This is a genomic window from Pseudomonas sp. ok272 (assembly GCF_900109995.1).
GTDB lineage: Bacteria > Pseudomonadota > Gammaproteobacteria > Pseudomonadales > Pseudomonadaceae > Aquipseudomonas.
In genome coordinates this window covers 445,513-470,984 of the sequence record NZ_FOCB01000001.1, presented here as the reverse complement: position 1 = coordinate 470,984, position 25,472 = coordinate 445,513, and the positions used below count along the sequence as shown (strand labels likewise).

Below are 25,472 nucleotides of genomic sequence, written 5' to 3'. Positions count from 1 at the left end.
TATGGATACTTTTGCCTATTTGGGCCAGGGTTTCGGCGTCGCGCTGAGCCCCTACAACCTGGTGACCGCGCTGTGCGGCACCCTGATCGGCACCGTGGTCGGCCTGTTACCGGGCCTGGGCCCGATCAACGGCGTGGCGCTGTTGATCCCGATCGCCTTTGCTCTGGGCCTGCCGCCGGAGTCGGCGCTGATCCTGCTGGCCGCCGTGTACCTGGGCTGCGAGTACGGCGGCCGGATCAGCTCGATCCTGCTGAACATCCCGGGCGAAGCGTCCACCGTGATGACCACCCTCGATGGCTACCCGATGGCCCGCAAAGGCATGGCCGGCGTGGCGCTGTCGTTGTCTGCCTGGAGTTCGTTCATCGGCGCGTTTATCGCCACCTGCGGCATGGTGCTGTTCGCCCCGCTGCTGGCCAAATGGGCGATTGCCTTCGGACCCGCGGAATACTTCGTCCTGATGGTGTTCGCGATTGTCTGCCTGGGCGGCATGGCCGGTGACAAGCCGCTGAAAACCTTTGTTGCCGCGCTGATCGGCCTGTTCCTGTCGGCGGTGGGCATCGATGCCAACAGTGGTGTGTACCGGTTTACCGGCGACAACATTCACCTGACCGACGGCATCCAGTTCGTGGTCCTGGTGCTGGGCCTGTTCTCCATCAGTGAGATCCTCCTGCTGCTGGAAAAAACCCATCGAGGCCAGGAAGCGGTGAAAGCCACCGGACGCATGATGTTCAACGTCAAGGAAGCCATGTCGGTACTGACCGTGAACCTGCGTTGCGGTGTGTCGGGCTTTATCATCGGCGTCTTGCCAGGTGCCGGCGCGACCATGGCCTCGGCCGTGGCCTACATGACCGAGAAACGTATCGCCGGCGCCAGCGGCAAGTTCGGCCAAGGCGACATGCGCGGCCTGGCCGCCCCGGAAACCGCCATCGGCGCTTCGGTCTGCGGCGCCATGGTGCCAATGCTGACCCTCGGCGTTCCAGGTTCGGGCACCACGGCGGTGATGATCGGCGCCCTGTCGCTGTACAACATCACCCCGGGGCCGCTGCTGTTCCAACAGCAACCGGACATCGTCTGGGGCCTGATCGCTTCGTTGTTTATCGCCAACATCATGCTGGTGATCCTCAACATCCCGATGATCCGCATCTTCACCCGCATCCTGGCCGTGCCGAACTGGGCACTGGTGCCGGTGATCGCGATCATCACCGCGATTGGCGTCTACGCCGTGCACGCCACCACCTTCGACCTGTTCCTGATGATCGCCATCGGCATCTTCGGCTACATCCTGCGCAAGCTGGACTTCCCGTTGTCGCCGCTGCTGCTGGGCTTCATCCTCGGCGGTTTGATGGAGCAGAACCTGCGCCGGGCCCTGTCGATTTCCAACGGTGCGCTGGACATCCTCTGGTCGAGCCCGATCACCTTCGGCTGCTGGGTCCTGACCCTCGTCATGCTGCTGGTGCCGCTGCTGCGCATGTGGCGCAAACGTGTTGTGGCCCGACGCCTCATCACCGATGTCTGATCGGCCGTTCAACACCTGGTGGGGAACCCCGCTGGTCGGTCTGCTGGGCGGTTACCTCGCCAGCCAGATCGGCTGGCCCTTGCCCTGGATGGTCGGCTCGTTGCTGGCGATCATCCTGGTGCGCTGCCTGACACCCTGGCAGTTGGCGGAGATCCCTGGCGGGCGTAAATGTGGCCAGTGGATCGTGGGTATCGGCATTGGCCTGCACTTCACCCCGGTGGTGATCGAGCAGGTCATGAGCCACTTCGGCTTGATCTTCTTCGGTGCGCTGATCACCAGTCTCTCGGCCGTGGTCGGGGTCTGGTTGCTGCGGCGCACCGGCGAGGATCGCGCCACCGCGTTTTTCTCCAGCATGCCGGGCGGTTCCGGCGAGATGGTCAACCTGGGTGCCCGCAATGGCGCCGTGCTCAGCCGCGTCGCGGCGGGGCAAAGTCTTCGGGTGTTGGTGGTGGTGCTGTGTGTGCCGGCCGCCTTCAAGTATCTGTTGGGCGATGGCGCCGCGGTGTTACACCCGGCCACCGTCGATTGGCGCTGGCTGGCGGTGCTGTTCCCGGCGGGCGCCCTGCTCGCCTGGCTCTGGCAACGCTTGCGCCAACCCAACCCCTGGCTGTTCGGCCCACTGCTGGTGAGTGCTGCCGCGAGTATCAGCCTCGACCTGCACATCGGCCTGCCCGACGGCGGCAGCCAGATCGGTCAATGGTTGATCGGCAGCGGCCTGGGTTGCCACTTCAACCGGCAGTTCTTTCGCCGCGCACCCTCGTTCATGGGCCGCACCCTGATCGGCACCGCGCTGTCCATGTTGATCGCGACCCTGGCGGCATTGGGATTGAGTGCGCTGACCCAACTGGACCTGCGCTCGCTGACACTGGGCATGATGCCCGGCGGGATCGCGGAAATGAGCCTGACCGCCGAGACCCTGCAATTGTCGGTGCCGCTGGTGACCGCCATGCAGGTGATGCGCTTGCTGTTTGTGTTGTTTCTGGCCGAGCCGTTGTTCCGGTATTGGAACCGGGAGCCGGAGGCGGCCTGATAGACCTAGGCGTCTTCAATCGCGAGCAGGCTCGCTCCCTCCGTTGATCGCAGTCCCCTGTGGGGGCGAGCCTGCTCGCGAAAGGGGCGCATTAGATCGGCGGCAATCGCCACTCAATCGGCGTCTCGCCATTCTGCTCGAGGAATTTATTGGTGCGACTGAAGTGCCCACACCCGAGAAAGCCCCGATAGGCTGACAGCGGCGATGGGTGCACCGAGGTCAATACCAGGTGCTTGGTGGCATCGATCAGCTTCTGCTTGCTCTGTGCATGGGCGCCCCACAGCATGAACACCAGGTGCGGTTGCTGCTCACTGACCAACTCGATGATGCGATCGGTGAAGAACTGCCAGCCCTTGTCCTTGTGGGCGTTGGCATTGGCGCGCTCCACGGTCATGGTGGTGTTGATCATCAGCACGCCCTGATCGGCCCAGCTTTGCAGGCAGCCGTGGTTGGGGATGTCGATGTTCAGGTCGCGCTTCAACTCCTTGTAGATGTTCACCAGCGACGGCGGCGCCGGGATGCCCGGTTGCACCGAGAAGCACAAGCCGTGGGCCTGGCCCGGGCCGTGGTATGGGTCCTGGCCGAGGATCACCACCTTGACCTTGTCCAGCGGGGTGGAGTTGAGCGCATTGAAGATCATCGGCCCCGGCGGATAGATTTCCTTGCCCGCCGCACGCTCCTGTTGCAAGAACTCGCGCAACTGCACCATGTAGGGCTGATCGAACTCGGCACGCAGGGCTTGCTTCCAACTCGGTTCAAGCTTGATACGGTCGTCAGTGGTCATGGTCATACCCGAAAATTCAATGGGGCGAACCCTAGGAAAGCCGGCCGCGCTTGTCAATTGATCCGACACGGATCCAGCACTTTCCTACGCAACGATCATACTGAATCTTCAAATAAGCCATCGAGGTCAAAATGAACCTGCACTTCGAAGAACTCACCGGCACGGATGGCGCACGCATCGGCATCGCCAGCCTGGATGCCGAAAAATCCCTCAACGCCCTGTCGCTGCCCATGATCAACGCCTTGAGTGAGCAACTGGACGCCTGGGCCAGGGAACCCCAGGTCGTCTGCGTGCTGTTGCGCGGCAATGGCGCCAAGGCGTTCTGTGCCGGCGGCGAGGTCCGCAGCCTGGCGCAGGCGTGTCGCGAACAACCCGGCGAAGTGCCGCCGTTGGCCGCCCAGTTCTTTGCCGCCGAGTATCGCCTGGACTATCGCCTGCACACCTACCCCAAACCCTTGATCTGTTGGGGCCATGGCCATGTGCTCGGCGGCGGCATGGGCTTGTTGCAGGCCGCCAGGATCCGCATCGTCACCCCCAGCAGTCGCCTGGCCATGCCCGAAATCAGCATCGGCCTGTACCCGGACGTGGGCGCCAGTTGGTTTCTATCGCGCCTGCCGGGCAAGCTTGGCCTGTTTCTCGGCCTGACCGGCGCCCCGATGAACGGGCGCGATGCCATTGATCTAGGGCTGGCCGACCGCTTCCTGCTCGATGACCAGCAGGAGCAACTGATCGAGGGCCTGCTGCAACTCAACTGGCAGGAACAGACCCCGATGCAGCTCAACAGCCTGCTCAAGGCCTTGCAACAGGAGGCCGTCGGGCAAATGCCCCCCGGTCAGTGGTTGGCGCGCCGCCAGCAGATTGATGAGCTGCTGGATGTCAGCGATGTGCGCTGCGCCTGGCGCGCGATCACCCGATTGGACGATCACGCCGACCCACTGCTGGCGCGCGCGGCCAAGAACCTGCGCGAAGGCTGTCCGTTGACCGCGCACCTGGTGTGGGAACAACTCCAGCGCGCACGTCACCTGTCGTTGGCCGAGGTGTTTGAGATGGAATACACCCTGAGCCTGAACTGCTGCCGACACCCTGAGTTCAGCGAAGGCGTCCGGGCCCGCCTGATCGACAAGGACCAGACGCCGCACTGGCATTGGCCAGACATCAACACGCTCCCCGACGCGGTGGTACAGGCGCACTTTCACAAGGCGTGGGAAGGCCGGCACCCGCTGGCGAACTTGTCGGGCTACTAACGTCCTGGGCACAAAAAAGCGGCGCTAAAGGCGCCGCCGATTGCTTGCCTGGCTTAGCGGTTACGTGAGCCGCGATCGCCACGGCCGTCATGGTCGCCATGTCGGCCACCGTGATCACGCCCGCCACGCTCATCCCCATCCCGGCGCTGGTTGCCATACGTATGGCCCCAGCCCGAGCTCTGATGACCGCTCCACCCCTGATTCGGGTATGGCCGATAGGCGGCTCTCGGCGGCGCCTGATAGTAACGAGGAGCGGGTTGATAGTAGCGAGGGGCTGATGGGTAGTACCGAGGCGCCGGCTGGTAGTAGCGCGCCGACGGATAGTCATTGCGTGGATAAGCATTGTAAGTGCCTCCTCCGTAGTAATACGCCGGCGAGGAGTAGACCTCGGAGCTGTAGTAGCTGCCTCCCCCATCGCTGTAGGGCACGCAGGCGGCAAGGCTCACACTCATTGAAGCAATCAGGATAAGTCGACGATACATGGCGGCCTCCTGGACCGCGAAAGAGCCACATCCGCGACGCGGGTGGGCGGCAGTCAAAGACGCTGACTGACGAAACATCTGACATCGAAATCGGAAACTGGTGCGATTTGGACACACATTGAAATAACTAGTCGAACAATCTGCCTCACGCGGATGCCCGCCATCTCGAGCAGGACTCTGGGTTGAGCCCGTAGAGCGAGGCTTGCCCGCGAAGAGGCCAGCCCATTCAACATCGATGTCGCCAGGCTTACCGCCTTCGCGGGCAAGCCTCGCTCCTACAAGGAATTGAGCTGCTCCCCGGATGTGTGTTCGCCGTGGACCAGGGGGCTTGCTCCCACAGCATTTCGTCTAACTGACGGTCATTCAATGATGCCCATGGTAGTAACGTCCGCCACCACCGTAGTGGTACCCGTGATACCCGTGATACCCGCCGTCATAGTGCCGGTATCCACCATAGTAGCGAGGGCCGTAGTAACCGCCGAAGTAGAGCGGCGAGTAAAAACCACTGTTGTAATAAGGGGCTGGCGCCGCATACACCGCCGGGGGGTAATAGCCGGGACTGTCGTAGTAGTAACAGCCCGAAAGACTCACACCCAGTAACGCACCCAACACGACTGAACGGAACATGGCGGCCTCCTGGACCGCAGGGAAGCACAAACCAGCGACGCTGGTCGGCGGCAGCTGCGAGAACACACACCTGACATCACTTAAGACCCACCCACAGGCGCCAAGTGCTGGGCGAGCAAAAACTTCAGATCAGCGGCCAGCGCCACGATACGGTGAGCCGCAGCGATTAAATCATTCCGTCATTTCCCTGCAGTGCCACTAGAATGCAGTCATCGAACACCGCCAACGGAACTGTCATGCCGCTACGCTCTGCGCTGTTTTCGCAACGTTGGTTGGTCCTCACCCTGATCGCACTGCTGGGCGCCGGCTTCCTGGCCACCTCCTTGCTCAGCTACTACGCCTCGCGCGCGTCTATTCGCGACAGCATCGTCAACACCGAGTTGCCACTGACCTCCGACACCATCTACTCGGAAATCCAGAAGGACCTGGTGCGCCCGGTCCTGATCTCTTCAATGATGTCGCGCGATACCTTCCTGCGCGAGTGGGTCGTCGAGGGTGAACGCGACCCGGCACAAGTGACCCGTTACCTCAAGGAGGTCATGACTCACTACGGCGCCTTCACCGCGTTCTTCATTTCCAACAACAGCCTGACCTACTACCAGGCCAAAGGCGTGCTGAAGAAGATTCGCGCCGATGAACCCCGCGATGCCTGGTACTTTCGCGTGCGCGACATGACCACCCCATATGAGATCAATGTCGATGTCGACATGGCCAACCAGGACAGCCTGACCTTCTTCATCAACTACAAGGTCTACGACTACCAGGACAATTTCATCGGCGTGGCGGGTGTGGGTCTGACCGTCGACGCGGTGATCAAGCTGATCGACACCTACCAGCAGCGCTACCAGCGCAGCGTGTATTTCGTCGACACCAACGGGCACCTGGTGTTGACCGGCGCCGAAGGCGGCCCCCAGGGCGCGCACAGTGGCCAATCCCTCAGTGAACTGGAGAGCATGAAAGACCTGCTGGCCAAACTGCCCAAGCCCCACAGTGGCAGCTACGAGTACTCGGCCCAGGGCCAGGGGCACTTCCTCAACGTGCGCTTTATCCCGGAACTGAACTGGTACCTGTTCGTCGACAAGCGCGAAGACAGTGCGCTGCATGGCATTCGCCAGTCGCTCTATCTCAACCTGCTGATCTGCCTGGTGGTCACGTTGATTGTGCTGCTCCTGCTCAATCGGGTGATCAGGCGCTTCCAGGGCCGGATCGAAGCCCAGGCGACCCTCGACAGTCTCACGGGCCTGCCCAACCGCCGTGGTTTCGACCTGCTGGCGGCACAAGCGCTACACGAAGCCCAGCGCGAGCCCAAGCCACTGACGGCGCTGCTGCTGGACCTCGACCACTTCAAGCGCCTGAACGATACCTATGGCCACCTTGCCGGCGACCTGGTGCTGGCCGGGTTCGCTCGCGACCTGGAAAGCTGCTTGCGCCAATCGGACATCGTCTGCCGCTGGGGCGGCGAAGAGTTCATCGTGCTGCTCAAGGACACCGACACCACCAACGGCCTGAAGATCGCCGAAAAAATTCGCCAGCGGATCGAACAACAGCACTACCCCTATGAAGGACAATCCCTACAGATCACCGTCAGTATTGGCCTGACCACCCTGCAGTCAGGCGACACCCTGCACAGCCTGCTGGCCCGGGCCGACCATGCCATGTACCGGGCCAAGCAAACCGGACGCAACCGCACCTGTTCGCAAATGCCCCACTCCAGCTATGAATAACCCCAGCCTCTGTCCGGCCTGTGGCGCATTCAACGACTGCAGCCTGGCCGACCCCCGCACCGCCGACCAGGCGTGCTGGTGCTTCACGGTGTCCATCGACCCGGCGGTGCTTGAAGCCCTGCCTGCCGAACGGCGTAACCAAGCGTGCCTGTGTCCGCGCTGTGCCCAGGTCGACGCACAACTGCGGGCAAGCCCAGCGCCCATCAAGTAAGATGCGCGCCCTCTCCCCATCTGCCGACCGTCATGCGCGTTGACCGTTTTTTAAGCAACCTGCCCTGCTTCAACCGTCAACAGGTACGCCTGCTGCTGGCCGAGCGCAGGATCAGGGTGGACGGGCAGATCGTCAGCGACCCGCACTTCGACGTGCGCGAGTTCAGCCGTGTCGAGTGCGACGCCCAGGTGCTGCAAGCCGGCAAGCCCGCACGCTACTTCATGCTGCACAAGCCACCGGGCTGCGTGAGTGCCACCCGCGACCCCGAGCACGCGACCGTCCTCGACCTGATCCATGAGCCCGACAAGGACCAGCTGCACATCGCCGGGCGCCTGGACTTCAACACCACCGGGCTGATGCTGATCACCAACGACGGCAGTTGGTCGCGACGCTTGACCCAGCCACACACCAAGCTGCCGAAGATCTACTACGTCGAAACCGAACAACCGATCACACCGGAATACGTGCAGGTCTTCGCCCACGGCCTGTACTTCGCCTTTGAAGACCTCACGACGCTGCCGGCGACCCTGGACATACTCAGCGCGACCCGCGCCCGACTGAGCATCGTTGAAGGCCGCTACCATCAGGTCAAGCGCATGTTCGGCCACTTCAACAACAAAGTCGTACGCCTGCACCGCGAACAGATGGGCCCTCTGGCGCTCGACGATGACCTGGAGCCAGGCCAGTACCGGGCCCTCAGCGACCGCGAAATCGCCTCGGTCTGACCAAGCGACCAGCGGCCGAACAATTCACCCACGGCACTTGCGCGATAGCCCTCCCCCTGCTTGAATCAGACCGTCGGCCTGAATTTGACCGACCGGTCACCGCTTGCACCCGAGCACCTTTCTGTCAGTAGAGAGCCCCAAGGCTCCACCTCCCCCGACAGACTGCCCGCCTATAACAATACCCGTCGACCAGCCTGCACCGGATCGACATGGGCCCTCACATTCCAGGCGTATGCCTACCTGTCATAAAGCCCGTGCACACTCACGTTGCGCGCATACCCGCTTGCCAGGAGTCTTACGACATGAGGCCAGAAATCGCAGTGCTGGATATACAAGGTCAGTACCGGGTCTACACGGAGTTCTATCGCGCAGACGCCGCGCAAAAGACCATCATCCTGGTCAATGGCTCAATGGCCACCACCGCGTCGTTTGCCCAGACCGTGAAAAGCCTGCACCCCGCGTTCAATGTGGTGCTCTACGACCAGCCCTACGCCGGCAAGTCCAAAGCCCACAACCGACACGAGAACATGCTCACCAAGGAAGTCGAAGGGCAAATCCTCCTGGAGTTGATCGACCACTTCGCCGCCGAGCACGTGCTGTCATTCTCCTGGGGCGGTGCCGCCACCCTGCTCGCCCTGGCGCACCGCCCGCGGCGGATCGAAAAAGCCGTGATCAGTTCGTTCTCGCCGGTGATCAACGAACCGATGCGCGACTACCTGGAGCGTGGCGTCGACTACCTCGGCAACCTGGACCGCGACCGGGTCGGTCACCTGGTCAACAACACCATCGGCAAGCACCTGCCGTCGCTGTTCAAGCGCTTCAACTATCGCCACGTCAGCAACCTGGCCGAGCACGAGTACGGGCAGATGCACTTTCACATCCGCCAGGTCCTCGACAGCGACCGCCTGTGCTACCTCAAGGCCGCCCGGCAGATCGACGTGCCGGTGCTGTTTGTCAACGGGGAATGGGACGAGTACACCGCCGCCGGCGATGCGCAGTTGTTCGCCAACCACGTGCAATACAGCAGCTTCAGCACGATCCAGGCCACTGGGCACTTCCTCGACATGGAACACAAGGCGGCCCTGCGTGACAGCCGCCAAGCCCTGCTGGGCTTCCTCAAACCGACGCACCATGAGAGCCGAACACGCGCCTACTTGCCCCAGGAGCAGCATGCACAGGCCATTTGAACGCGCGCCGACACGAGCAACCTCGCCGCCCAGGTCAACCCACTGCCTGAGTCGCGCGAGGCTTGCCCACGAACGCCGTCCTATGGCTAAAAACTTACGTAAATGCAGTTCCCACAAAGAAAAACTTCAAATCCATCGCGACATCTGGTACAAAGTCAGCCGCTCTGAGCGGGTATAGTTTAGTGGTAGAACGAAAGCTTCCCAAGCTTTAGATGAGGGTTCGATTCCCTCTACCCGCTCCACCTCCTTGTTCCAGCATGTTCCCGTCTATTCCGGTGAGCAGTTGAGCACCACAGAAACCGGCCCTTTAAACAAGCCGGTTTTTTTGTGCCCGCCTGTTTTTTATTGGTGCCGTGGCCCACAACCTCAATGCAAACCTTATCCAGAAGTGCAGCTCAGCAGCGCTGTGCTTATCTGTACGGCAACCGCCGCGCGACTCGTATGAACGTTCTGACGCATGGCAGCCTTCGTTTGAGGTGCGCATTGTCTCCGCGAGTGTCTCCGTCCAGAACCGGGTGACTTCTTGTTCCGCTGATTCCATTGCTTTGCCTGCCTGTCATTCAAGCTGACGCACTCCTAAGCCGGGGCTCGAATTGCCAGGAAAAACGCCACCTGCGCAGAACTCGTACGCAGCAGGAAGTTTTGCGTCCCGAAAGAAGTGCACACGGGATGGGCTGTGCTGGGAGTCAATGGACGCCAGAGGAAGACCATGGAGAGCGAAGTCAAGGCCGACGTGTCCGAGTCGCGATGTGTGTGGGCCAGCGGTGATCAACAGGGGGGGTGTTTCTGGGCACGTTCCAGGCCGCGTCCAGCCTTGGTATTGGCTACGACATGCATCAAGCCAGAATATGAATGGATCTATCAGACCGCTTGCAGGGTAATCGAACAGCACTTGGCTGATACGACGTTGAACGTCTGTGCCGTCGCGCGGTTGGTCAGTTGTTCACGCACCACGGTGTACCGCGCCTTTGCCGAGCGCCAACAGACCGTGGCCGAAACCATCCGCATGTTGCGCCTGTTACGTGCCAGCGAAATGTTGGCCGTACCGCCCTACAGCATTCCAATCGAAACAGTTGCCTACCGCTGCGGCTTCGAGGAGGTCAGAACGTTCAACCGCTGCTTCAGCAAGGTCTTTGGCATGTCCGCCGGCCGCTACCGCCAGGCACACATCGGCGAGAGTCTGAAGGCGTTGCGCGAGCGTGCTGATCCTTGAGTGGGGCCGTCGGCGTTGAAGCCGACGGCCTGCTCAACGCCTGCATCATGAATGGGCGAGCAACCAACCCTCGTTAAATGCGTACTCACGCTCCTTGCCCGCCTTGAAATCCTCATCCTCATCATCAGGCGCTATGTAAACCTTGTCGTACACATACTTTTGCTGGTTACCTACGGGCACCAGCCCACCGCTGTACCAAAGGATATTGCGAGGCCCGTAGACCTTGATAGTAAGCCCTGCCTGACCCAAGTAAACGCTCAAGTCATTGACAAAGCGGCTGACGGCCTTCGGCCCTGGCTGCTGCTTCTGCAGCGCCACACTGCACGCGGCGACCCAGATTTCCTTGGTGCCGGCTGCCCGAATGCCCAAGGTTTCAAGCATGGCCCCTACCTCTTGACCGGAATAGCCGTTGAACACCTTCGCGTTGCCGTGGGCGTTGAGCACCAGGATCGACGGGTCTCCGCTGTAGTCGCGCAGTTGCTTGACGGGCTTTTGCTCAAGGGCATTGAGCATTTGCTGGATGGCATGGGGCTGGAAGGACGCATTGGGAGCGAACTCCTTCCACTTCTTCCAGGCGTAGAAGTGGCTGCGCAACGCTTGCAGGCGGCCTGCACGGGAAGCGTTTTCGTCGACGGTGTCTGCACTGCCTTTGGGTTTGCCGAAAAATAACATCATGATGAATCTCCTTCTTCTCGATCAGTTGGCCTGGGCTCTCATCATTCGCAGAATGCCGAGCACAGTGGTCAGGTAGAGGCGCGCGTTATCAGGCGTCGCCAACGACGCAAAACGCTCCTCGTTACTCAAGTAGCCCTTGAGCAGCGCTTGCTGGTTGATCACCCCCTGCAACCCTTCGGCCATGGCGCTGAGCAGGCTAAGCAGTTGCTCGCACACATCGCTGATACGGATCAGGTTGCTCGCTTCACGGCGTTTGTCACCCAGCTCCCGGATCGCATCCTCCAGAGCCGCTTCGGTTGACTTACCGTGTTGACACACACTGACCAACTCATCGATCGCCTTGGCCAGCGGGAACAGCCACGTCCAGGCTGAGCGATTGCGCAACTCCTGGGCCTTGTCGGACAACTCCCGTTGACGATCCTCCAGCGACTTGATGCGTGCGCGTGCTTGCATGGCCTCGCTCTTCAGGGCCCCGGAGTCCTGGCCGAGCAAGCTTCGGAAGTTGCCAATCGTCTGCATCAGGCTTTCTACCTCACCACTGACCTGCTCAATTTCAGCACTTGCCTGTGAGGTGTAGGACTGCAAGGCATCGTTGCTGTCGGTGGTGATTTCGGAACTGTGCAACAGGGCGGTGTTGATCAGTTCGGTAGAACGCTCAACGTGTTGGATGATGCGAAGTTGAACGTCCTCCACCTGCTTCATCGCCGCGGGCAACTGGTCAATATGCGCCTTGACCTCACCCAGTTGACCGGGGGGCGCTGGCAGCGAACGGGTTTCTTGCACTACGTCGTTAATGTGAGCCGTGATTTCTTGCCACATGATGAACTCCTTGTGTGATCCGTCAGGATGCTTACTGTCAGGCAGCCACTTCCAACGAGCCGGATTGCTCGGTGATCAGGTCAGCGGTGCGTTTTTTGGTGTCGATGGTGGCCTGCGGGGTGGTCATTTGCCGCTTGATCGTTTCCGCATCGTCCAGGACCCGGCCCACGCCGCCCTGGCTTGCACGGATCAAGAGTTCACGCAGCATCGGGCTGTCGATCTGCCCGCGCTTGAGTTGGTCACGCAGTGTTTCCAGATGACTGCCCATGAAGCCCCAGGCATTCGCCATCAATTGCGCGCCCTCCTGTGCCTGACCGGCACTGATGCCCAACGCGCCGAAGCCAGAGGCAATGCCGGTGGCCACCGCGACTTCGGCATTGAGACGATCTCGCCGAGTGACCAATTCGCCTTTGAGCGTGAGCAAGCCCGCCAGCGCGATAGCAGACCCCACGGCGCCGGCCACACCACCGATCAACAACGCGCTGCCACCAACGCACAGAGCCGTGGCGGCGCCCCCGGTGAAGACGGTACCCACCGCCCCGACCAAGATCAGCACGATGCCACCGATGGCCGCTAACCCGCCGAGGGCGATGCCCGTTGCCACCCCCGCTATCTTGCCGTCGATACCGGACAGCTCGCCGTTGATGCTTACCAGCACGCCTTGATCACCATTGACCAGCGCATTGAGATCGATGGTGCAACGATCAAAAAATGCCTTGTCGTCGCTAAACCCGGTGCGCATTTTCGACAAGTCAGTCTGGATGATGGACGCCTGGCGACGGTACACCTCGACGTTGCTTTCCATCTCCCGCAGCATGGCGATGGCAGCGGTGCTGCTGGTGGTGGGTAGCAACATCTGAGCCAGCGTGTTGTGCAGTCCGAAGTAGGCCTCGATGTTGGCCACCGTGGTGATGATCCGCGGCTGCAGGTCATTGAGGTAGTACGTCGTGCTCTGTTTCGCCTTGACCAAGCCACTGTTGATCTCGTTCTGCAGGGGTTTGAGCCGTTCCTGATCGCCGAAGTCCACAGCCGGCTGCCTCTCTACGCCCAGGCAATGGGCTTGAACCAGCATGGCGGCGGAGGATTGCCTCTTCAGCGCGATGCGCGTCTGGCCGTAGTCTTCATCTTGGGTGGCACTGTTGATGTCGTTCATTTTGTATCTCCTTTGGGTAAAACGACGAGGGCAGCCTTGTGCTGCAGTCGAGGGATATGCCCCTGCGGGCTGGTTAGAGCGTGTTTGATGCTGTCCAGCCGCCCGGTGATCCGCTCCCAACCGGCATCGAGCAGGTGATCGTCCACAGCGCTACCGTTCGTGAGCGCCTGCTGCCAGCTGTTATCGAGCTGAGTCCAGGCGTCATTCAACGTCGCGGCGGCCTGGCTGAACCGCTCGATGGCCACCTGATGATCCAGGCCTTGCTGCTTGATCACGATCGCGACCGACAGGGCGGCTTTCTGGCGATAGAGCTGTTGGTATTGGTCCTCAAGCACATCGGTGAAGGCGCTGAAACTGTTGATGGCATCCACCACTGCAGTGGCGCCGTTCGCGATCTCGCCAATGGTCTCGACCGGAAATGGCAGGGCCTGACTGGTCTCGTCGGGCGTGTCATCGTCATCCGTGTCATCGTCAACCAGTGGCTGTTTGTCTCCGGCCTTGGGCTTGACCTTGATCGTCTTCGGCTCATCCTTGGACCCGAACAGGGAAAACACCCAGGTGGCGACGGCCTTGGTGTTCCCCCCTATTGACTGCGAGGCGAGCAGCATCCGGCTGATGGCCTCATCCATGTCCCGGCTGGTCTTCTGGATCGCGGCTTGAATGCTGGCAATCTTGCCTTTGTCACTGCCAAGCTCGACGGCCAGCGCGTCGATACTTGCCTGCAACCGGCTAATGACCTTGCCCGTGTCCTCCTCCCACTGAGCGGTGTGGCCTACCAGGACTGCGATGTGCTCCTGGGCGAGGGAAACTTCGGATCCGATCACTTGATAGAACTGCTGCACCGCCATGGCCAGTTCATCGTCGCCGACAGTCTGTAGATGCTCGCGCAAGGTCTTGACCATCACGCTGAAGGCGTCCACGTCGCAGATGCAGGTAATGGCAGCGGGCATCAGGTCGTTGAGGTAGTGGGTGGCGCACTCTCGCAGTCGACCCTGCAGGCCGCTGATCAACGTTCGTGTGAGGGGGTCATCGATAAAGGCACTGACGTCTTGCTGACGCTCGGTGACCATTGCTCGCGCCTGGCCATTGCGAGCACAGGCGGCGAACTTCTCGAGTGAGGTGATTAAAAGTAACGAGCCGATGGGTGTGTTCACAGCATCCTCTCCTTTGGTGGTGAGGCTGCATCTTCAAACGGTGTACTAGGCGGGGTAAGGGCATGACGTCCCAAGGCAGGACAATTCGTCTCGTGGTGTACGAGATCGGATCTGAGGCTACTTTACCTGCGGACTCAACGCGGCTTGAACGCCGACATCTCCTGGACCAGCATGCCCAGCAATCGGTTCGAGCCCACGCTCAGTTGCCTGCCCAGGCGACTGATCAGGTGCACCCTGGGGCTGGCAAAGATCTCGTTGTGCAGTGCGATGGCGCACAGGCGTCCGGCCTCCACTTCTTCATCCACCACAAAGGTGGGTAGCAACGTCACCCCACCTTGCATGGAAAAACGCTTGAGCATGGCGATGGTGTTGCAGGTCAGCGTGGGATTGAGCATCACCCCCAGTTGCTGCTCCGCCAGGGTCAGGATTTGCCGGATGCCGAATGACACGCCGGGCAGCGCCAGGCGATAGGTGTCCAGGCCAGCCAGCTCGATGGGCCGGGTTTCCTGCGCCAGCGGATGCTGGGGATTGACGATCACGCGGACCGGCTGGGGCTGCGAGGCGTGGGAGCGAATCTTCGGGTCAGCCGCCGGATTGAACACCAGCCCCAGATGCGCTTCATCCTCGACCACCTGGCGAATGACCTCGTTGCTGCCGCACATGTTCACCTGAATCTTGACCTTGGGGTGCTGTTCGGAGAAGTGACTGAGCGGGCCGGCGAGGCCATCGATAAACCCCTCCCCCACCGCCAGCACCACCGAACCACTGTGCAGGCCGCGCAGCGCCTGGAGTGAGTCCAGCAACAGTTCCTGGTGTGTCAGGCGCTGACGGTAATAGCCCAGCACGCGATCACCGGCCTCGGTCGGCTTCACCCCCCGGCGATGCCGCTCCAGCAAGGGTGCGCCCAACTCCAGTTCAAGCTGGGCGATCTGCCGACTCACCGCCGAAGGCGCGACGTTGAGGTGGTCCGCGGCGGCTCGCACGCTGCCGAGCCTTACCGCCTCGAAGAAATAAAGAATCCGTCGATCCTGAACCAGGCTCATGGGCCTCCTATGTTGCCTTTAAGGCAACAAAACGTTGAATTGGCGATTATTGCTGGAGGCTCTCGCCCATGTCCATACTCGGCCCATCAGCAAACGGAGATGGACATGAATGCTCTTTGGCAGCGCCTTCGTAATCAAGCCCAGCAGTTGATCGAACGCAACCCGGTCCTGCGCGACTACGCAACAAGCCACCTGCTGGCCCACGCCTCTTTCGAGGCGGCGCTGGCCGCCAACCTCGCTCGCCAAATGCACGCCCAGGCGAGCAACGTGGCGTTGGAGCCTTGGTTCAAGTCAATCATTGACGCCACCCCGGCCATCGCCGATGCGGCAGCCGCCGACATCGATCACCTGCACGTGGTCAATCCCGCCTGCCCCGACCATCTCACCGCGTTTCTCACGTTCCGCGGCATTCAGGCGGTCCAGGCCTACCGTATCGCCCACGCGTTGTGGAATGACGGCGACGTGCAAAGCGCGGTGCTGGTCCAGAACTGGGCGGCCAATACCTGGAGCATCGACATTCATCCGGCTGCCCGCTTGGGCAAAGCGCTGTTCGTTGATCACGGCATTGGCCTGGTGATTGGCGAGACCGCGGTGGTCGAGGATCACGTCAGTCTCTGGCACGGCGTCACGCTCGGCAGCACCCTCAGCGAAGCCGGCGACCGTCACCCCAAGGTCCGTCGAGGCGCCTTGATCTGCGCGGGGGCCACCGTACTGGGCAACATTGAAGTCGGCGCCAACGCCATCGTCGCCGCCAATTCCGTGGTGCTCAAGGCCGTGGCCGCCGGCACCGTCGTCGCCGGAACCCCGGCCCGGGTTGTCGGCCAGGCCCCGACGTCACTGGCCACCCTCACAACCAAATCCGCAGGCTAACCCGGAGCCACTCCCATGACCGCTGTCGCTCAATTTCCACAAGGTATCGATCATCCCCTGGTCACCGTGCGTGATCACGCCGCCGCCCTGGAGCTTTACCGGCAGATGGGCTTCGCGCCGTCGCCCGTCAGCTATCACCCGTGGGGCAGCGTCACCTCCCTGATGATGTTCCCCAGCAACTTCATCGAACTGATCGGGGTGGATGATCGCTCCAAGTTCGGCACCCACTCGGTGGACGGATTCTGCTTCGGACGCCAACTAGGCCAGTTCCTTGACCGCGGCGAAGAAGGGGTTTCCCTGGTGGCGCTGCACAGCAAGGACGCCGATGCCGACCATGCACGCATGGTGCACGCCGGGCTCGACAGCCAGGGACGGATTGATTTTCGCCGGCGCATGACCCTGCCCGATGGCCGCCATGATGAAGCCGTGGTGTCACTCGCGCTGTTCATTGATCCCGAGCTTCCCGATGCGTCCAACTTCATCTGCCACCAGCACCGGCCGGAACTGATCTGGGTCAAAGGCTGGCAGAACCACCCCAATGGGGCCGACGGCATTCTCGCGATCACCTACCTGGCCGACCCCAAGCAGCTCGAACCGCGCTGGCGCGCCATCTACGGCGATGCCGTGAAGTACAACGGCACGGTCCTGGAAGCCGATACCCAATGCGGCGTGTTGCGCGCCATCGATGCGGCCACCGCCGCCCTTGAGTACCCGGGGATCGAGTTACCCGTCGTCACCCAGGAACGCCCGCACGCGATTGCCATTCGCTTGCACACCACCCGCCCGGACAGCTTGCGCTCGATCCTCGAACACAACGCCATCCCCCACCGTGACGTGGCGGGACGTGTGCTGGTGGCGCCGCAATCGGCAGGCAACGTCATCCTCGAATTCATTAACTGAGACTGTTGAAATGACTATGAAAGTAGGCGTCATTGGCCTGGGCAACATGGGCGGCGGCATGGCCGCCACGCTCGCCGGCAAGGGTTTCGATGTGAGCGGTTTTGACCTGTCCGACGCCGCACTCGCCCAAGCCGAAAAGAACGGGGTCAAACCCGTCAATAACCGCAACCTGTTGATCAGCCACTCGGACCTGCTGATCCTGTCGCTGCCCAAGGCCGAGCACGTGGAAGCGGTGTGCCTGGGTAAAGAAGGCATCATTGAATGGGGCCGCGCAGGCTTGATCGTCGTCGACACCACCACCTCCACGCCCGAGGCCAGCCGCAAGGTCGCCGCCGTACTGGCCGAGGTCGGCGTTGCCTTCATCGACGCCCCCGTCTCGGGCGGGCCAAAAGGCGCCGCCAGCGGCACCATGTCCATGGTCATCGGTGCCGAGGAGGCCGACCTGGCCCGGGCCCTGCCGGTGCTGGAGGCAATGAGCGGGACCCGCGTGCATGTCGGCAAATGGGGCGCCGGCAACGTGGCCAAGATCGCCAACAACATGCTCGCCGCCTGTCACCTGATCAGTACCGCAGAAGCGATGTCGATGGCCGCCAAGGCCGGCGTCGACCCTGAAAAGCTCCTGCAAGGCTTGAACGCCGGCTCCGGCCGCAGCGGCGCGACCCAGGTCATGTTCCCCACCTGGGTCCTGAACAAAGCCTATGACTCCGGCTTCACCATGGGTCTGATGCGCAAGGACGTCGGCCTGGCCAGCGACCTGGCCGCGAACCTGGGGCTCGACCTGCCGCTGTCCCAGGTCGTCGCCCAACTGTGGCAAGCCAGCAGCCAGTCGCTGCCCGACAACGAAGACTTCTGCGCGATTGTCCAGCGCACCGATGCCCGCCTGTATGGCCGTGGAGAGTAAGTGATGAGCATGCAAAAAGTCCTGGAACTGATGCGCCCATTCTGGGGTGAGCGCAACGTGATCGGCAGCTACGTCGGTGGCGAATTCATCGATGGCCACGGCTCGCCGATTGAAGTGCGCAACGCCCATGACGACAGTGTGTTATTGACCTTCCCCGATGCCGACGACTCGTTGATCGCGCACACGGACGCGGTGGCCAAGGTCGCTCAAGCCCACTGGTGGGCGCTGACGGCACAGGCCCGCGGGCGGGCGATGTATCAGGTCGGCGCGCAGATTCGCGAGCACGCCGAGAGCCTGGCGCAGATCGAGTCGTTCACCGCGAACAAACCGATCCGTGACGCCCGGGTCGAGGTGGCCAAGGTCGCCGAGATGTTCGAATACTACGCCGGCTGGGCCGACAAGCTGCACGGTGAAGTGATTCCCGTGCCGACCTCACACCTGAACTACGTCACCTACGAACCCCTGGGCAGCGTGCTGCAAATCACCCCGTGGAATGCGCCGATCTTTACCTGCGGCTGGCAGATCGCACCGGCCATTGCCGCCGGCAATGCGGTGATCCTCAAGCCATCGGAACTGACCGCCCTGTCTTCGCTGGTGGTCGGTGTCTTGATCGAGCGCGCCGGCGTACCCAAGGGCCTGGTCAATATCATCGCCGGCTTCGGCCACACCATTGGCCAAGGTTTCATTGCCAAGGCGGACATCCGCAAAGTGGTGTTTGTCGGCTCCCCCGCGACCGGTCGACACATCGCCGTCGCCGCCGCGCAACGGTGCATCCCGGCCGTGCTGGAGTTGGGCGGCAAGTCGGCCAATATCGTGTTCGACGATGCCGACCTGGACATCGCCCTGCGCGGCGCCCAGGCCGCCATTTTCTCCGGCGCCGGACAAAGCTGCGTCTCGGGCTCGCGCCTGTTGGTCCAGCAATCGATCTTCGACAAGTTCACCCAGGCCCTGGCGCAAGCGGCCCGGAACTTCAAGGTAGGCGATCCGAGCGACCCCGAAACCCAGATCGGTCCAATCAACAATGCCAAGCAGTACCACCACGTCAAAACCATGATCGAGGGCGCACTCAACGATGGCGCCAAACTGCTCGGGGCAGAGGCCGATCCCATCCCGAGCACACCGGGTTACTACATCAACCCCACCGTGCTGACGGGCACCAACGAGCTCTACTGCGCCCAGGAAGAAATCTTCGGCCCGGTGGTGGTCGCGATCCCCTTCAAGGACGAGGCCGACGCGATCCGCATTGCCAACGACAGCCGCTTTGGCCTGGCCGGTGGTGTCTGGACCCGTGACGTCGGGCGGGCCCACCGCGTGGCCAGCCAGGTGCGTGCCGGGACATTCTGGATCAACGGCTACAAGACCATCCACGTCAGCTCACCCTTTGGCGGCTATGGCGACAGTGGCTACGGTCGTTCCTCGGGGCTGGATGCGCTGCGCGAGTACAGCGAAGTCAAAAGTGTCTGGGTCGAGACCGCGGCCAAACCGGCGGCCAGCTTCGGCTACGGCGCGAGCCTGGAGTGAACCGCATGTCGATCTCCAAGGCACTGATAGACGAGGCTATCCAATGGCGTCGCGACTTTCACGCCCGCCCCGAACTCGGTTACCACGAACAGCAGACATCCGAGCGCGTGGCACAGCTGCTGGAGCGCTTTGGCATCGACGTCAACCGTGGGCTGGCGGGCACCGGGGTGGTGGGCACATTGCGCAATGGCCAGGGCCCCACGATCGGCATTCGTGCCGACATGGACGCCCTGCCCATTCAAGAGTTGGGGCAGTGCGCGCACACCTCGACGCACCAGGGCTGCATGCATGCCTGTGGTCATGATGGGCACACCGCGATCCTGCTCGCCACGGCGCGGCATTTGAGTGAGACACGCCGCTTCAGCGGGACGGTCCACTTTGTGTTCCAGCCGGCCGAGGAAGGTCTGGCCGGGGCCAGGAAGATGATCGAAGACGGACTGTTCGAGCAGTTCCCCATGGATGCGATCTACGGGCTGCACAACTGGCCGGGCGTTCCCGCCGGCCATGTGGTGATCAACCCGGGGCCGATGATGGCGTCCCTGGACACCTTCGAAATCACCCTGACCGGCAAGGGTTGCCACGCCGCGATGCCGGACAAGGGCGCCGACCCGATCATTGCCGCCGCACAGTTGATCCTGGCCCTGCAAACGATCGTGTCCCGCCGACTGTCGCCGCTCGACAGCGCGGTGATCAGCGTCACCCAGATCAATGCCGGCGAGGCGATCAATGTGATTCCCGAGACGGCGAGCATCAAGGGCACCGTCCGTTGCCTGCAGCCGCAGGTGCGCGACACGGTTGAACAGTTGATCCGCCAGTTCGTGGAACAACTGCCCGCCGTCTTCGGCATTGGCGGCGAGCTGGTTTATCACGCCGGCTACCCGGTGACACAGAACCATCGCGAAGCCGCGGCGGCGGTTCGCCGGGCAGCGGTGACGGCGGTGGGAGAATCCAGGGTCCAGTGGGGCTGCAGCCCTTCGATGGCCTCGGAAGATTTCGCCTTCATGCTCCAGGCATGCCCCGGCGCCTACCTGTGGATCGGGGTGGATGGAGAACACCCTGGCGCTGCGCTGCACAACCCGTACTACGACTTCAACGATCGGGTGATCGAGCCGGCGATCGCCGTCTGGACTCAGTTGGTAGAGCAATCGCTACCGGTGACCTGAAACACCGCAAGCACGGTAAACCCGGCCCCTTGGGGCCCCTATAACAACAAGAAGACGACCTATGCCAAACCATAAGAAGAAATACAGCCATTGCTGGGTCCCCTGAAGACCCGCTCTTGTTTCTGCCCTCCCGATTCGATGTTGAACACAGCGCCAGCAACCGGAGCTTTAACCTCCGTGCGCCTGGATTTAGCACTGACCCGTTACACACACGAGAGCACCGCCATGAAACGAGAAACAACGCTGTTGAAACTGGCCTCAACCGTTGCGTGCCTGACCCTCGGCACGGTATTCGCCATCAATGCCCACGCCGGCGCGACGCTGGATAACGTCAAGAAGAAAGGCTTCGTCCAATGCGGCATCAGCGATGGCCTGCCGGGCTTTTCGTACACCGATGCCAAGGGTGAGTTTCATGGCTTCGACGTCGACGTCTGCCGCGCCGTGGCAGCGGCCGTGTTCGGCGATGCCAAGAAGGTCAAATACACCCAACTGACGACCAAGGAACGTGTCACCGCCCTGCAGTCGGGCGAAGTCGACATGCTGTCGCGCAGCACCACCTGGACCTCATCGCGCGATGGCGGCATGGGCATCCAATTCACCAACGTCGCCTACTACGATGGCCAGGGCTTCTTGGTCAACAAGAAGCTGGGGATCAAGAGCGCCAAGGAACTGGACGGCGCGACCTTCTGCATCCAGGCCGGCACGGTCACCGAGCTGAACCTGGCGGACTACTTCCGCAGCAATGGCATGAAGTTCACCCCCATCACCTTCGACACCTCCGATGAAAGCTTCAAGGCGCTGGAGTCGGGACGTTGCGATGTCCTGACCACCGACCAATCGCAGCTCTACGGCCAACGCCTGAAGCTCGGCGCGCCGGATGATTTCGTGGTGCTGCCCGAAGTGATTTCCAAGGAACCCCTGACCCCGGCGGTGCGCCGTGGCGATGAAGACTGGTTCACCATTGTGCGCTGGTCCCTGGCCGCCATGCTCAATGCCGAGGAGCTGGGCATCACCTCGAAGAACGTCGCGCAGATGATCAAGTCCACCAACAACCCCGACATCGCCCGGCTGCTCGGCACTGAAGGCGCCTACGGCAAGGACCTGAACCTGCCCAATGACTGGGCCGCGAAAATCATCGCCCAGGTGGGCAACTACGGTGAGTCCTTTGACCGCAACCTGGGGGCCGGCAGCGACTTGAAGATCAATCGTGGCCTCAACTCCCTGTGGAACCAGGGCGGCATCCAGTACGGCCCGCCGATCCGCTGAACTTCACTGGCCCGGCAGGTCACTGCCGGGCACTGTCCCTTCGCCTGTGTTTCAGGGGCGCATCATGCCAACGCACATCGCTGCTTCACCTGGTCTGTCTCTCAACAACCCGGCCACTCGCGCCTGGACCTTTCAACTGTTGACCGTCATCGCCGTCATCGCTTTCGGCTGGGCGCTGTATGACAACACCCACACCAACCTGATGCATCGCGGGATCACCACCGGGTTCGCCTTCGTGCAGAACACCGCCGGCTTTGGCATCGCGCAACACTTGATCGACTACACCGAATCCGACAGCTATGGACGCGTGTTCCTGGTCGGCCTGCTCAACACGCTGCTGGTGTCGGTGATCGGTATCGTCCTGGCGACGGTGCTGGGCTTCATCATCGGCATTGCCCGGCTCTCGCCGAACTGGATGGTCAAAAACCTAGCCACCGTCTACGTCGAGGTCTTTCGCAACATACCGCCACTGCTGCAGATCCTGTTCTGGTACTTCGCGGTGTTCCTGACCCTGCCGGGGCCGCGCAACGCCCATGAGGTGATGCAGGTGTTCTTCATCAGCAGCCGGGGCCTGAACATGCCCGCGGCACTGGCGACTGACGGTGCAGGGCCGTTCTTCATCAGCCTGGTGATTGCCGTCGCGGCCACCGTGTTGATGTGCAAATGGGCCAACCGCCGCTTTGAAAGCACCGGCCAAGCGTTTCATAAGTTCTGGACGAGCCTGACCCTGCTGGTGCTGATACCCGCCCTCAGCGTCGCACTCTGGGGCAGCCCGGTGCAGTGGCAAGTGCCGGAAGTCAGAGGCTTCAATTTCGTCGGCGGCTGGGTACTGATCCCCGAGTTGCTGGCCTTGACCCTGGCCCTGACGGTGTACACCGCCGCGTTCATCGCCGAAATCGTGCGCTCGGGCATCAAGTCGGTCGGCCACGGCCAGACCGAAGCCGCGCGCTCGTTGGGGCTGCGTCCGGGGCCGACCTTGCGCAAGGTGATCATCCCGCAAGCCATGCGCGTGATCATTCCGCCCTTGGCCAGCCAGTACCTCAACCTGGTGAAAAACTCCTCGCTGGCCGCCGGCATCGGTTACCCGGAAATGGTCTCGCTGTTCGCCGGCACGGTGCTCAATCAGACCGGGCAGGCGATTGAGGTCATCGCCATCACCATGAGCGTGTACCTGGCCATCAGCCTGTCGATTTCCATGCTGATGAACCTCTACAACAAGCGCATTGCGCTGATCGAGCGCTGAAGGCCCATGAACGCACATACCTTTAAACCCGATATGCCACCGCCCAACACCAGCGTCGGCGCCATCGCCTGGATGCGGGCGAATCTGTTCTCCAATGGGCTCAACACACTTCTGACCCTGGTCGCGGCCTACCTGGTCTGGCTGGTGGTCCCACCGTTGCTGGACTGGGCCGTGTTCAATGCCAACTGGATCGGCAGCACACGGGCCGACTGCACCCAGGACGGCGCCTGTTGGGTGTTCATCCAACAGCGCTTCGGCCAGTTCATGTACGGCTACTACCCGTCCGAGTTGTGGTGGCGGGTCGACGCCACGGTGTTGCTGGCAATCATCGGCGTGGCCCCGCTGTTCTCCTCGCGCTTTGAGCGCAAGGCCGTCTATGGCCTGGGCTTCCTGGTGCTGTACCCGATCATCGCCTTCTGCCTGCTGCGCGGGGGAGTGTTCGGCCTGAGTAACGTGGCGACCAGCCAATGGGGCGGCTTGATGCTGACCCTGGTGATCGCCACCGTCGGCATCGCCGGGGCCTTGCCGCTGGGGATCATCCTGGCGCTGGGGCGCCGTTCGAACATGCCGGCGATTCGGGTGGTCTGCGTGACCTTCATCGAGTTCTGGCGCGGCGTGCCGTTGATCACTGTGCTGTTCATGTCCTCGGTGATGCTGCCGTTGTTCCTGCCCGAGGGCATGAACTTCGACAAGCTGCTGCGGGCCTTGATCGGGGTGATTCTGTTCCAGTCGGCCTATGTCGCCGAGGTGGTGCGCGGTGGCCTGCAAGCGATCCCCAAGGGTCAGTACGAAGCGGCGGCCGCGATGGGCCTGGGCTACTGGCGCAGCATGGGCCTGGTGATTCTGCCGCAGGCCTTGAAGCTGGTGATCCCGGGCATCGTCAACACCTTCATCGCGCTGTTCAAGGACACTAGCCTGGTGATCATCATCGGCCTGTTCGACCTGCTCAACAGCGTCAAGCAAGCCGCCGCCGACCCCGCCTGGCTGGGCATGGCCACCGAGGGCTATGTGTTCGCCGCCCTGGTGTTCTGGATCTTCTGCTTTGGTATGTCGCGCTACTCCATGCATTTGGAGCGCAAGTTGGACACAGGCCACAAGCGCTGAGTCGCCACCTAATTTGGGAAGTTTTGTCATGAGCGAAGCAATCAAACAGCCTGTGAGCCCTGAAGGCATTATTCAGATGCAGGGCGTGAACAAGTGGTACGGCCAGTTCCACGTGTTGAAAGACATCAACCTCGACGTCAAGCAGGGCGAGCGTATCGTCCTGTGCGGGCCGTCGGGCTCGGGCAAGTCGACCACCATTCGCTGCCTCAATCGCCTGGAGGAACACCAGCAAGGGCGCATCGTCGTCGATGGCGTGGAGCTGACCAACGACCTCAAGCAGATCGAAGCGATCCGCAGCGAAGTCGGCATGGTGTTCCAGCACTTCAACCTGTTCCCGCACCTGACCATCCTGCAGAACTGCACGCTGGCGCCGATGTGGGTGCGCAAGCTGCCCAAGCGCAAGGCCGAGGAAATCGCCATGCACTACCTGGAGCGGGTGCGCATTCCGGAGCAGGCGCACAAGTTTCCGGGGCAACTGTCCGGTGGCCAGCAACAGCGCGTGGCGATTGCCCGGGCGCTGTGCATGAAGCCCAAGATCATGCTGTTCGACGAACCGACTTCGGCGCTCGACCCAGAGATGGTCAAGGAGGTATTGGACACCATGATCGGCCTGGCCGATGACGGCATGACCATGCTCTGCGTGACCCACGAAATGGGCTTCGCCCGGACCGTAGCGGACCGGGTGATCTTCATGGACAAAGGCGAAATCGTCGAACAGGCCAAGCCCGACGTGTTCTTCGACAACCCACAAAACGAGCGGACCCGACTGTTTCTGGGGCAGATTTTGCATTGAACCCTACTGCTCGGAAATCATCTGCAACATGACCACACCCACCGTCGACCACCCGGCACAGCAGCGGTTTCTACACTGAACCTGACCATTGATCACCTGCCCCACCCAGCTCGGTGGTTATAGT

25 protein-coding genes and 1 tRNA gene are annotated in these 25,472 nt (G+C 61.8%); 18 read left to right on the top strand and 8 right to left on the bottom strand.

From position 1 onward, the window contains the following. Nucleotide 1 precedes the first annotated feature (1 nt). Both BMW74_RS02245 and BMW74_RS02240 read left to right on the top strand, forming a co-directional pair. Nucleotides 2-1,516, top strand: coding sequence for a tripartite tricarboxylate transporter permease (locus tag BMW74_RS02245; RefSeq protein WP_093413003.1), 1,515 nt, complete (start codon nucleotides 2-4; stop codon nucleotides 1,514-1,516). After that, the gene (locus BMW74_RS02240; protein WP_093413001.1) at nucleotides 1,509-2,546 is read left to right on the top strand and encodes an AbrB family transcriptional regulator; all 1,038 of its coding nucleotides are present in this window, start codon (nucleotides 1,509-1,511) and stop codon (nucleotides 2,544-2,546) included. Before BMW74_RS02245 ends, BMW74_RS02240 begins: the two co-directional genes overlap by 8 nt. Nucleotides 2,547-2,637: 91 nt before the next feature. On the opposite strand, the gene ung is transcribed toward BMW74_RS02240, so the two are convergent. Beyond that, a complete protein-coding gene (ung, locus tag BMW74_RS02235; protein WP_093413429.1) occupies nucleotides 2,638-3,330 on the bottom strand; it encodes a uracil-DNA glycosylase in 693 nt (230 codons plus the stop codon). Between the two features lie 131 nt (nucleotides 3,331-3,461). Between ung and BMW74_RS02230 the strand changes: the two genes are divergently transcribed. Then, nucleotides 3,462-4,574, top strand: coding sequence for an enoyl-CoA hydratase/isomerase family protein (locus BMW74_RS02230; protein ID WP_093412998.1), 1,113 nt, complete (start codon nucleotides 3,462-3,464; stop codon nucleotides 4,572-4,574). A gap of 53 nt (nucleotides 4,575-4,627) precedes the next feature. Here BMW74_RS02230 and BMW74_RS02225 read toward each other — a convergent pair whose 3' ends face one another. Both BMW74_RS02225 and BMW74_RS02220 read right to left on the bottom strand, forming a co-directional pair. Beyond that, nucleotides 4,628-5,056 carry a hypothetical protein gene (locus BMW74_RS02225; RefSeq protein ID WP_093412995.1) on the bottom strand — a complete coding sequence of 143 codons (429 nt, stop codon included), beginning with the start codon at nucleotides 5,054-5,056 and terminating at the stop codon, nucleotides 4,628-4,630. A 363-nt stretch (nucleotides 5,057-5,419) separates the two neighbouring features. Continuing rightward, nucleotides 5,420-5,683 (bottom strand): hypothetical protein, encoded by a 264-nt coding sequence (locus BMW74_RS02220; protein ID WP_093412992.1) that lies wholly within the window; start codon nucleotides 5,681-5,683, stop codon nucleotides 5,420-5,422. 236 nt (nucleotides 5,684-5,919) lie between these two features. Between BMW74_RS02220 and BMW74_RS02215 the strand changes: the two genes are divergently transcribed. The 6 genes from BMW74_RS02215 (at nucleotide 5,920) to BMW74_RS25140 (ending at nucleotide 10,743) form a co-directional block, all read left to right on the top strand. Continuing rightward, nucleotides 5,920-7,407, top strand: coding sequence for a sensor domain-containing diguanylate cyclase (locus BMW74_RS02215; RefSeq protein WP_093412989.1), 1,488 nt, complete (start codon nucleotides 5,920-5,922; stop codon nucleotides 7,405-7,407). Next, a complete protein-coding gene (locus BMW74_RS02210; protein WP_093412986.1) occupies nucleotides 7,400-7,618 on the top strand; it encodes a cysteine-rich CWC family protein in 219 nt (72 codons plus the stop codon). Before BMW74_RS02215 ends, BMW74_RS02210 begins: the two co-directional genes overlap by 8 nt. A 32-nt stretch (nucleotides 7,619-7,650) precedes the next feature. After that, nucleotides 7,651-8,343, top strand: a complete 693-nt coding sequence (locus BMW74_RS02205; protein ID WP_093412983.1) for a pseudouridine synthase — start codon at nucleotides 7,651-7,653, stop codon at nucleotides 8,341-8,343. 302 nt (nucleotides 8,344-8,645) lie between these two features. Continuing rightward, a complete protein-coding gene (locus BMW74_RS02200) occupies nucleotides 8,646-9,530 on the top strand; it encodes an alpha/beta fold hydrolase (RefSeq protein WP_093412980.1) in 885 nt (294 codons plus the stop codon). A 168-nt stretch (nucleotides 9,531-9,698) separates the two neighbouring features. Then, nucleotides 9,699-9,772: transfer RNA gene (locus tag BMW74_RS02195), tRNA-Gly, on the top strand. A gap of 650 nt (nucleotides 9,773-10,422) precedes the next feature. Then, a complete protein-coding gene (locus BMW74_RS25140) occupies nucleotides 10,423-10,743 on the top strand; it encodes a helix-turn-helix domain-containing protein (RefSeq protein ID WP_175479136.1) in 321 nt (106 codons plus the stop codon). 45 nt (nucleotides 10,744-10,788) lie between these two features. Here the strand turns inward: BMW74_RS25140 and BMW74_RS02185 are convergent, their stop codons facing one another. The 5 genes from BMW74_RS02185 to BMW74_RS02165 form a co-directional block, all read right to left on the bottom strand. Beyond that, the gene (locus tag BMW74_RS02185; RefSeq protein WP_093412974.1) at nucleotides 10,789-11,418 is read right to left on the bottom strand and encodes a hypothetical protein; all 630 of its coding nucleotides are present in this window, start codon (nucleotides 11,416-11,418) and stop codon (nucleotides 10,789-10,791) included. Nucleotides 11,419-11,439: 21 nt separating this feature from the next. Continuing rightward, complete coding sequence (locus BMW74_RS02180; protein ID WP_093412971.1) at nucleotides 11,440-12,237, bottom strand: hypothetical protein; 798 nt, start codon at nucleotides 12,235-12,237, stop codon at nucleotides 11,440-11,442. A 37-nt stretch (nucleotides 12,238-12,274) separates the two neighbouring features. Further along, nucleotides 12,275-13,390 carry an HBL/NHE enterotoxin family protein gene (locus tag BMW74_RS02175; protein WP_093412968.1) on the bottom strand — a complete coding sequence of 372 codons (1,116 nt, stop codon included), beginning with the start codon at nucleotides 13,388-13,390 and terminating at the stop codon, nucleotides 12,275-12,277. Continuing rightward, nucleotides 13,387-14,544: a hypothetical protein gene (locus BMW74_RS02170; protein ID WP_139208354.1), complete on the bottom strand. Its 1,158-nt coding sequence runs from the start codon at nucleotides 14,542-14,544 to the stop codon at nucleotides 13,387-13,389. Before BMW74_RS02170 ends, BMW74_RS02175 begins: the two co-directional genes overlap by 4 nt. 134 nt (nucleotides 14,545-14,678) lie before the next feature. Beyond that, a complete protein-coding gene (locus tag BMW74_RS02165; protein ID WP_093412962.1) occupies nucleotides 14,679-15,587 on the bottom strand; it encodes a LysR family transcriptional regulator in 909 nt (302 codons plus the stop codon). A 105-nt stretch (nucleotides 15,588-15,692) separates the two neighbouring features. Here BMW74_RS02165 and epsC point away from each other — a divergent pair, with 105 nt between their 5' ends. From epsC to BMW74_RS02120, 9 genes are all read left to right on the top strand, one after another. Beyond that, nucleotides 15,693-16,457 carry a serine O-acetyltransferase EpsC gene (gene epsC / locus BMW74_RS02160; protein WP_093412959.1) on the top strand — a complete coding sequence of 255 codons (765 nt, stop codon included), beginning with the start codon at nucleotides 15,693-15,695 and terminating at the stop codon, nucleotides 16,455-16,457. 15 nt (nucleotides 16,458-16,472) lie between these two features. Beyond that, complete coding sequence (locus tag BMW74_RS02155) at nucleotides 16,473-17,357, top strand: VOC family protein (RefSeq protein ID WP_093412956.1); 885 nt, start codon at nucleotides 16,473-16,475, stop codon at nucleotides 17,355-17,357. 10 nt (nucleotides 17,358-17,367) lie between these two features. After that, nucleotides 17,368-18,258, top strand: a complete 891-nt coding sequence (locus tag BMW74_RS02150; protein ID WP_093412953.1) for an NAD(P)-dependent oxidoreductase — start codon at nucleotides 17,368-17,370, stop codon at nucleotides 18,256-18,258. Between the two features lie 3 nt (nucleotides 18,259-18,261). Continuing rightward, nucleotides 18,262-19,779 carry an aldehyde dehydrogenase family protein gene (locus tag BMW74_RS02145; protein WP_093412950.1) on the top strand — a complete coding sequence of 506 codons (1,518 nt, stop codon included), beginning with the start codon at nucleotides 18,262-18,264 and terminating at the stop codon, nucleotides 19,777-19,779. 5 nt (nucleotides 19,780-19,784) lie between these two features. Continuing rightward, nucleotides 19,785-20,942: a M20 aminoacylase family protein gene (locus BMW74_RS02140; RefSeq protein ID WP_093412947.1), complete on the top strand. Its 1,158-nt coding sequence runs from the start codon at nucleotides 19,785-19,787 to the stop codon at nucleotides 20,940-20,942. Nucleotides 20,943-21,167: 225 nt separating this feature from the next. Continuing rightward, nucleotides 21,168-22,208, top strand: coding sequence for an amino acid ABC transporter substrate-binding protein (locus BMW74_RS02135; RefSeq protein WP_371911730.1), 1,041 nt, complete (start codon nucleotides 21,168-21,170; stop codon nucleotides 22,206-22,208). A gap of 64 nt (nucleotides 22,209-22,272) precedes the next feature. After that, entirely contained in the window at nucleotides 22,273-23,451 is a 1,179-nt protein-coding gene (locus tag BMW74_RS02130) for an amino acid ABC transporter permease (RefSeq protein WP_093412944.1), read from the top strand. A gap of 6 nt (nucleotides 23,452-23,457) precedes the next feature. Next, entirely contained in the window at nucleotides 23,458-24,555 is a 1,098-nt protein-coding gene (locus BMW74_RS02125; protein WP_093412941.1) for an amino acid ABC transporter permease, read from the top strand. 28 nt (nucleotides 24,556-24,583) lie between these two features. Further along, complete coding sequence (locus BMW74_RS02120; protein WP_093412939.1) at nucleotides 24,584-25,348, top strand: amino acid ABC transporter ATP-binding protein; 765 nt, start codon at nucleotides 24,584-24,586, stop codon at nucleotides 25,346-25,348. Nucleotides 25,349-25,472: the final 124 nt, after the last annotated feature.

Coding starts and splice junctions, on each gene's coding strand:
- BMW74_RS02210 (WP_093412986.1), top strand. CDS start 7,400: ATGAATAACCCCAGCCTCTGTCCGGCCTGTGGCGCATTCAACGACTGC.
- BMW74_RS02120 (WP_093412939.1), top strand. CDS start 24,584: ATGAGCGAAGCAATCAAACAGCCTGTGAGCCCTGAAGGCATTATTCAG.
- BMW74_RS02125 (WP_093412941.1), top strand. CDS start 23,458: ATGAACGCACATACCTTTAAACCCGATATGCCACCGCCCAACACCAGC.
- BMW74_RS02145 (WP_093412950.1), top strand. CDS start 18,262: ATGAGCATGCAAAAAGTCCTGGAACTGATGCGCCCATTCTGGGGTGAG.
- BMW74_RS02215 (WP_093412989.1), top strand. CDS start 5,920: ATGCCGCTACGCTCTGCGCTGTTTTCGCAACGTTGGTTGGTCCTCACC.
- BMW74_RS02155 (WP_093412956.1), top strand. CDS start 16,473: ATGACCGCTGTCGCTCAATTTCCACAAGGTATCGATCATCCCCTGGTC.
- BMW74_RS02220 (WP_093412992.1), bottom strand. CDS start 5,683: ATGTTCCGTTCAGTCGTGTTGGGTGCGTTACTGGGTGTGAGTCTTTCG.
- BMW74_RS02175 (WP_093412968.1), bottom strand. CDS start 13,390: ATGAACGACATCAACAGTGCCACCCAAGATGAAGACTACGGCCAGACG.
- BMW74_RS02180 (WP_093412971.1), bottom strand. CDS start 12,237: ATGTGGCAAGAAATCACGGCTCACATTAACGACGTAGTGCAAGAAACC.
- BMW74_RS02225 (WP_093412995.1), bottom strand. CDS start 5,056: ATGTATCGTCGACTTATCCTGATTGCTTCAATGAGTGTGAGCCTTGCC.
- BMW74_RS02205 (WP_093412983.1), top strand. CDS start 7,651: ATGCGCGTTGACCGTTTTTTAAGCAACCTGCCCTGCTTCAACCGTCAA.
- BMW74_RS02240 (WP_093413001.1), top strand. CDS start 1,509: ATGTCTGATCGGCCGTTCAACACCTGGTGGGGAACCCCGCTGGTCGGT.
- BMW74_RS02230 (WP_093412998.1), top strand. CDS start 3,462: ATGAACCTGCACTTCGAAGAACTCACCGGCACGGATGGCGCACGCATC.
- BMW74_RS02165 (WP_093412962.1), bottom strand. CDS start 15,587: ATGAGCCTGGTTCAGGATCGACGGATTCTTTATTTCTTCGAGGCGGTA.
- BMW74_RS02140 (WP_093412947.1), top strand. CDS start 19,785: ATGTCGATCTCCAAGGCACTGATAGACGAGGCTATCCAATGGCGTCGC.
- BMW74_RS02135 (WP_371911730.1), top strand. CDS start 21,168: ATGAAACGAGAAACAACGCTGTTGAAACTGGCCTCAACCGTTGCGTGC.
- BMW74_RS02185 (WP_093412974.1), bottom strand. CDS start 11,418: ATGATGTTATTTTTCGGCAAACCCAAAGGCAGTGCAGACACCGTCGAC.
- BMW74_RS02150 (WP_093412953.1), top strand. CDS start 17,368: ATGACTATGAAAGTAGGCGTCATTGGCCTGGGCAACATGGGCGGCGGC.
- BMW74_RS02130 (WP_093412944.1), top strand. CDS start 22,273: ATGCCAACGCACATCGCTGCTTCACCTGGTCTGTCTCTCAACAACCCG.
- ung (WP_093413429.1), bottom strand. CDS start 3,330: ATGACCACTGACGACCGTATCAAGCTTGAACCGAGTTGGAAGCAAGCC.
- epsC (WP_093412959.1), top strand. CDS start 15,693: ATGAATGCTCTTTGGCAGCGCCTTCGTAATCAAGCCCAGCAGTTGATC.
- BMW74_RS02245 (WP_093413003.1), top strand. CDS start 2: ATGGATACTTTTGCCTATTTGGGCCAGGGTTTCGGCGTCGCGCTGAGC.
- BMW74_RS02200 (WP_093412980.1), top strand. CDS start 8,646: ATGAGGCCAGAAATCGCAGTGCTGGATATACAAGGTCAGTACCGGGTC.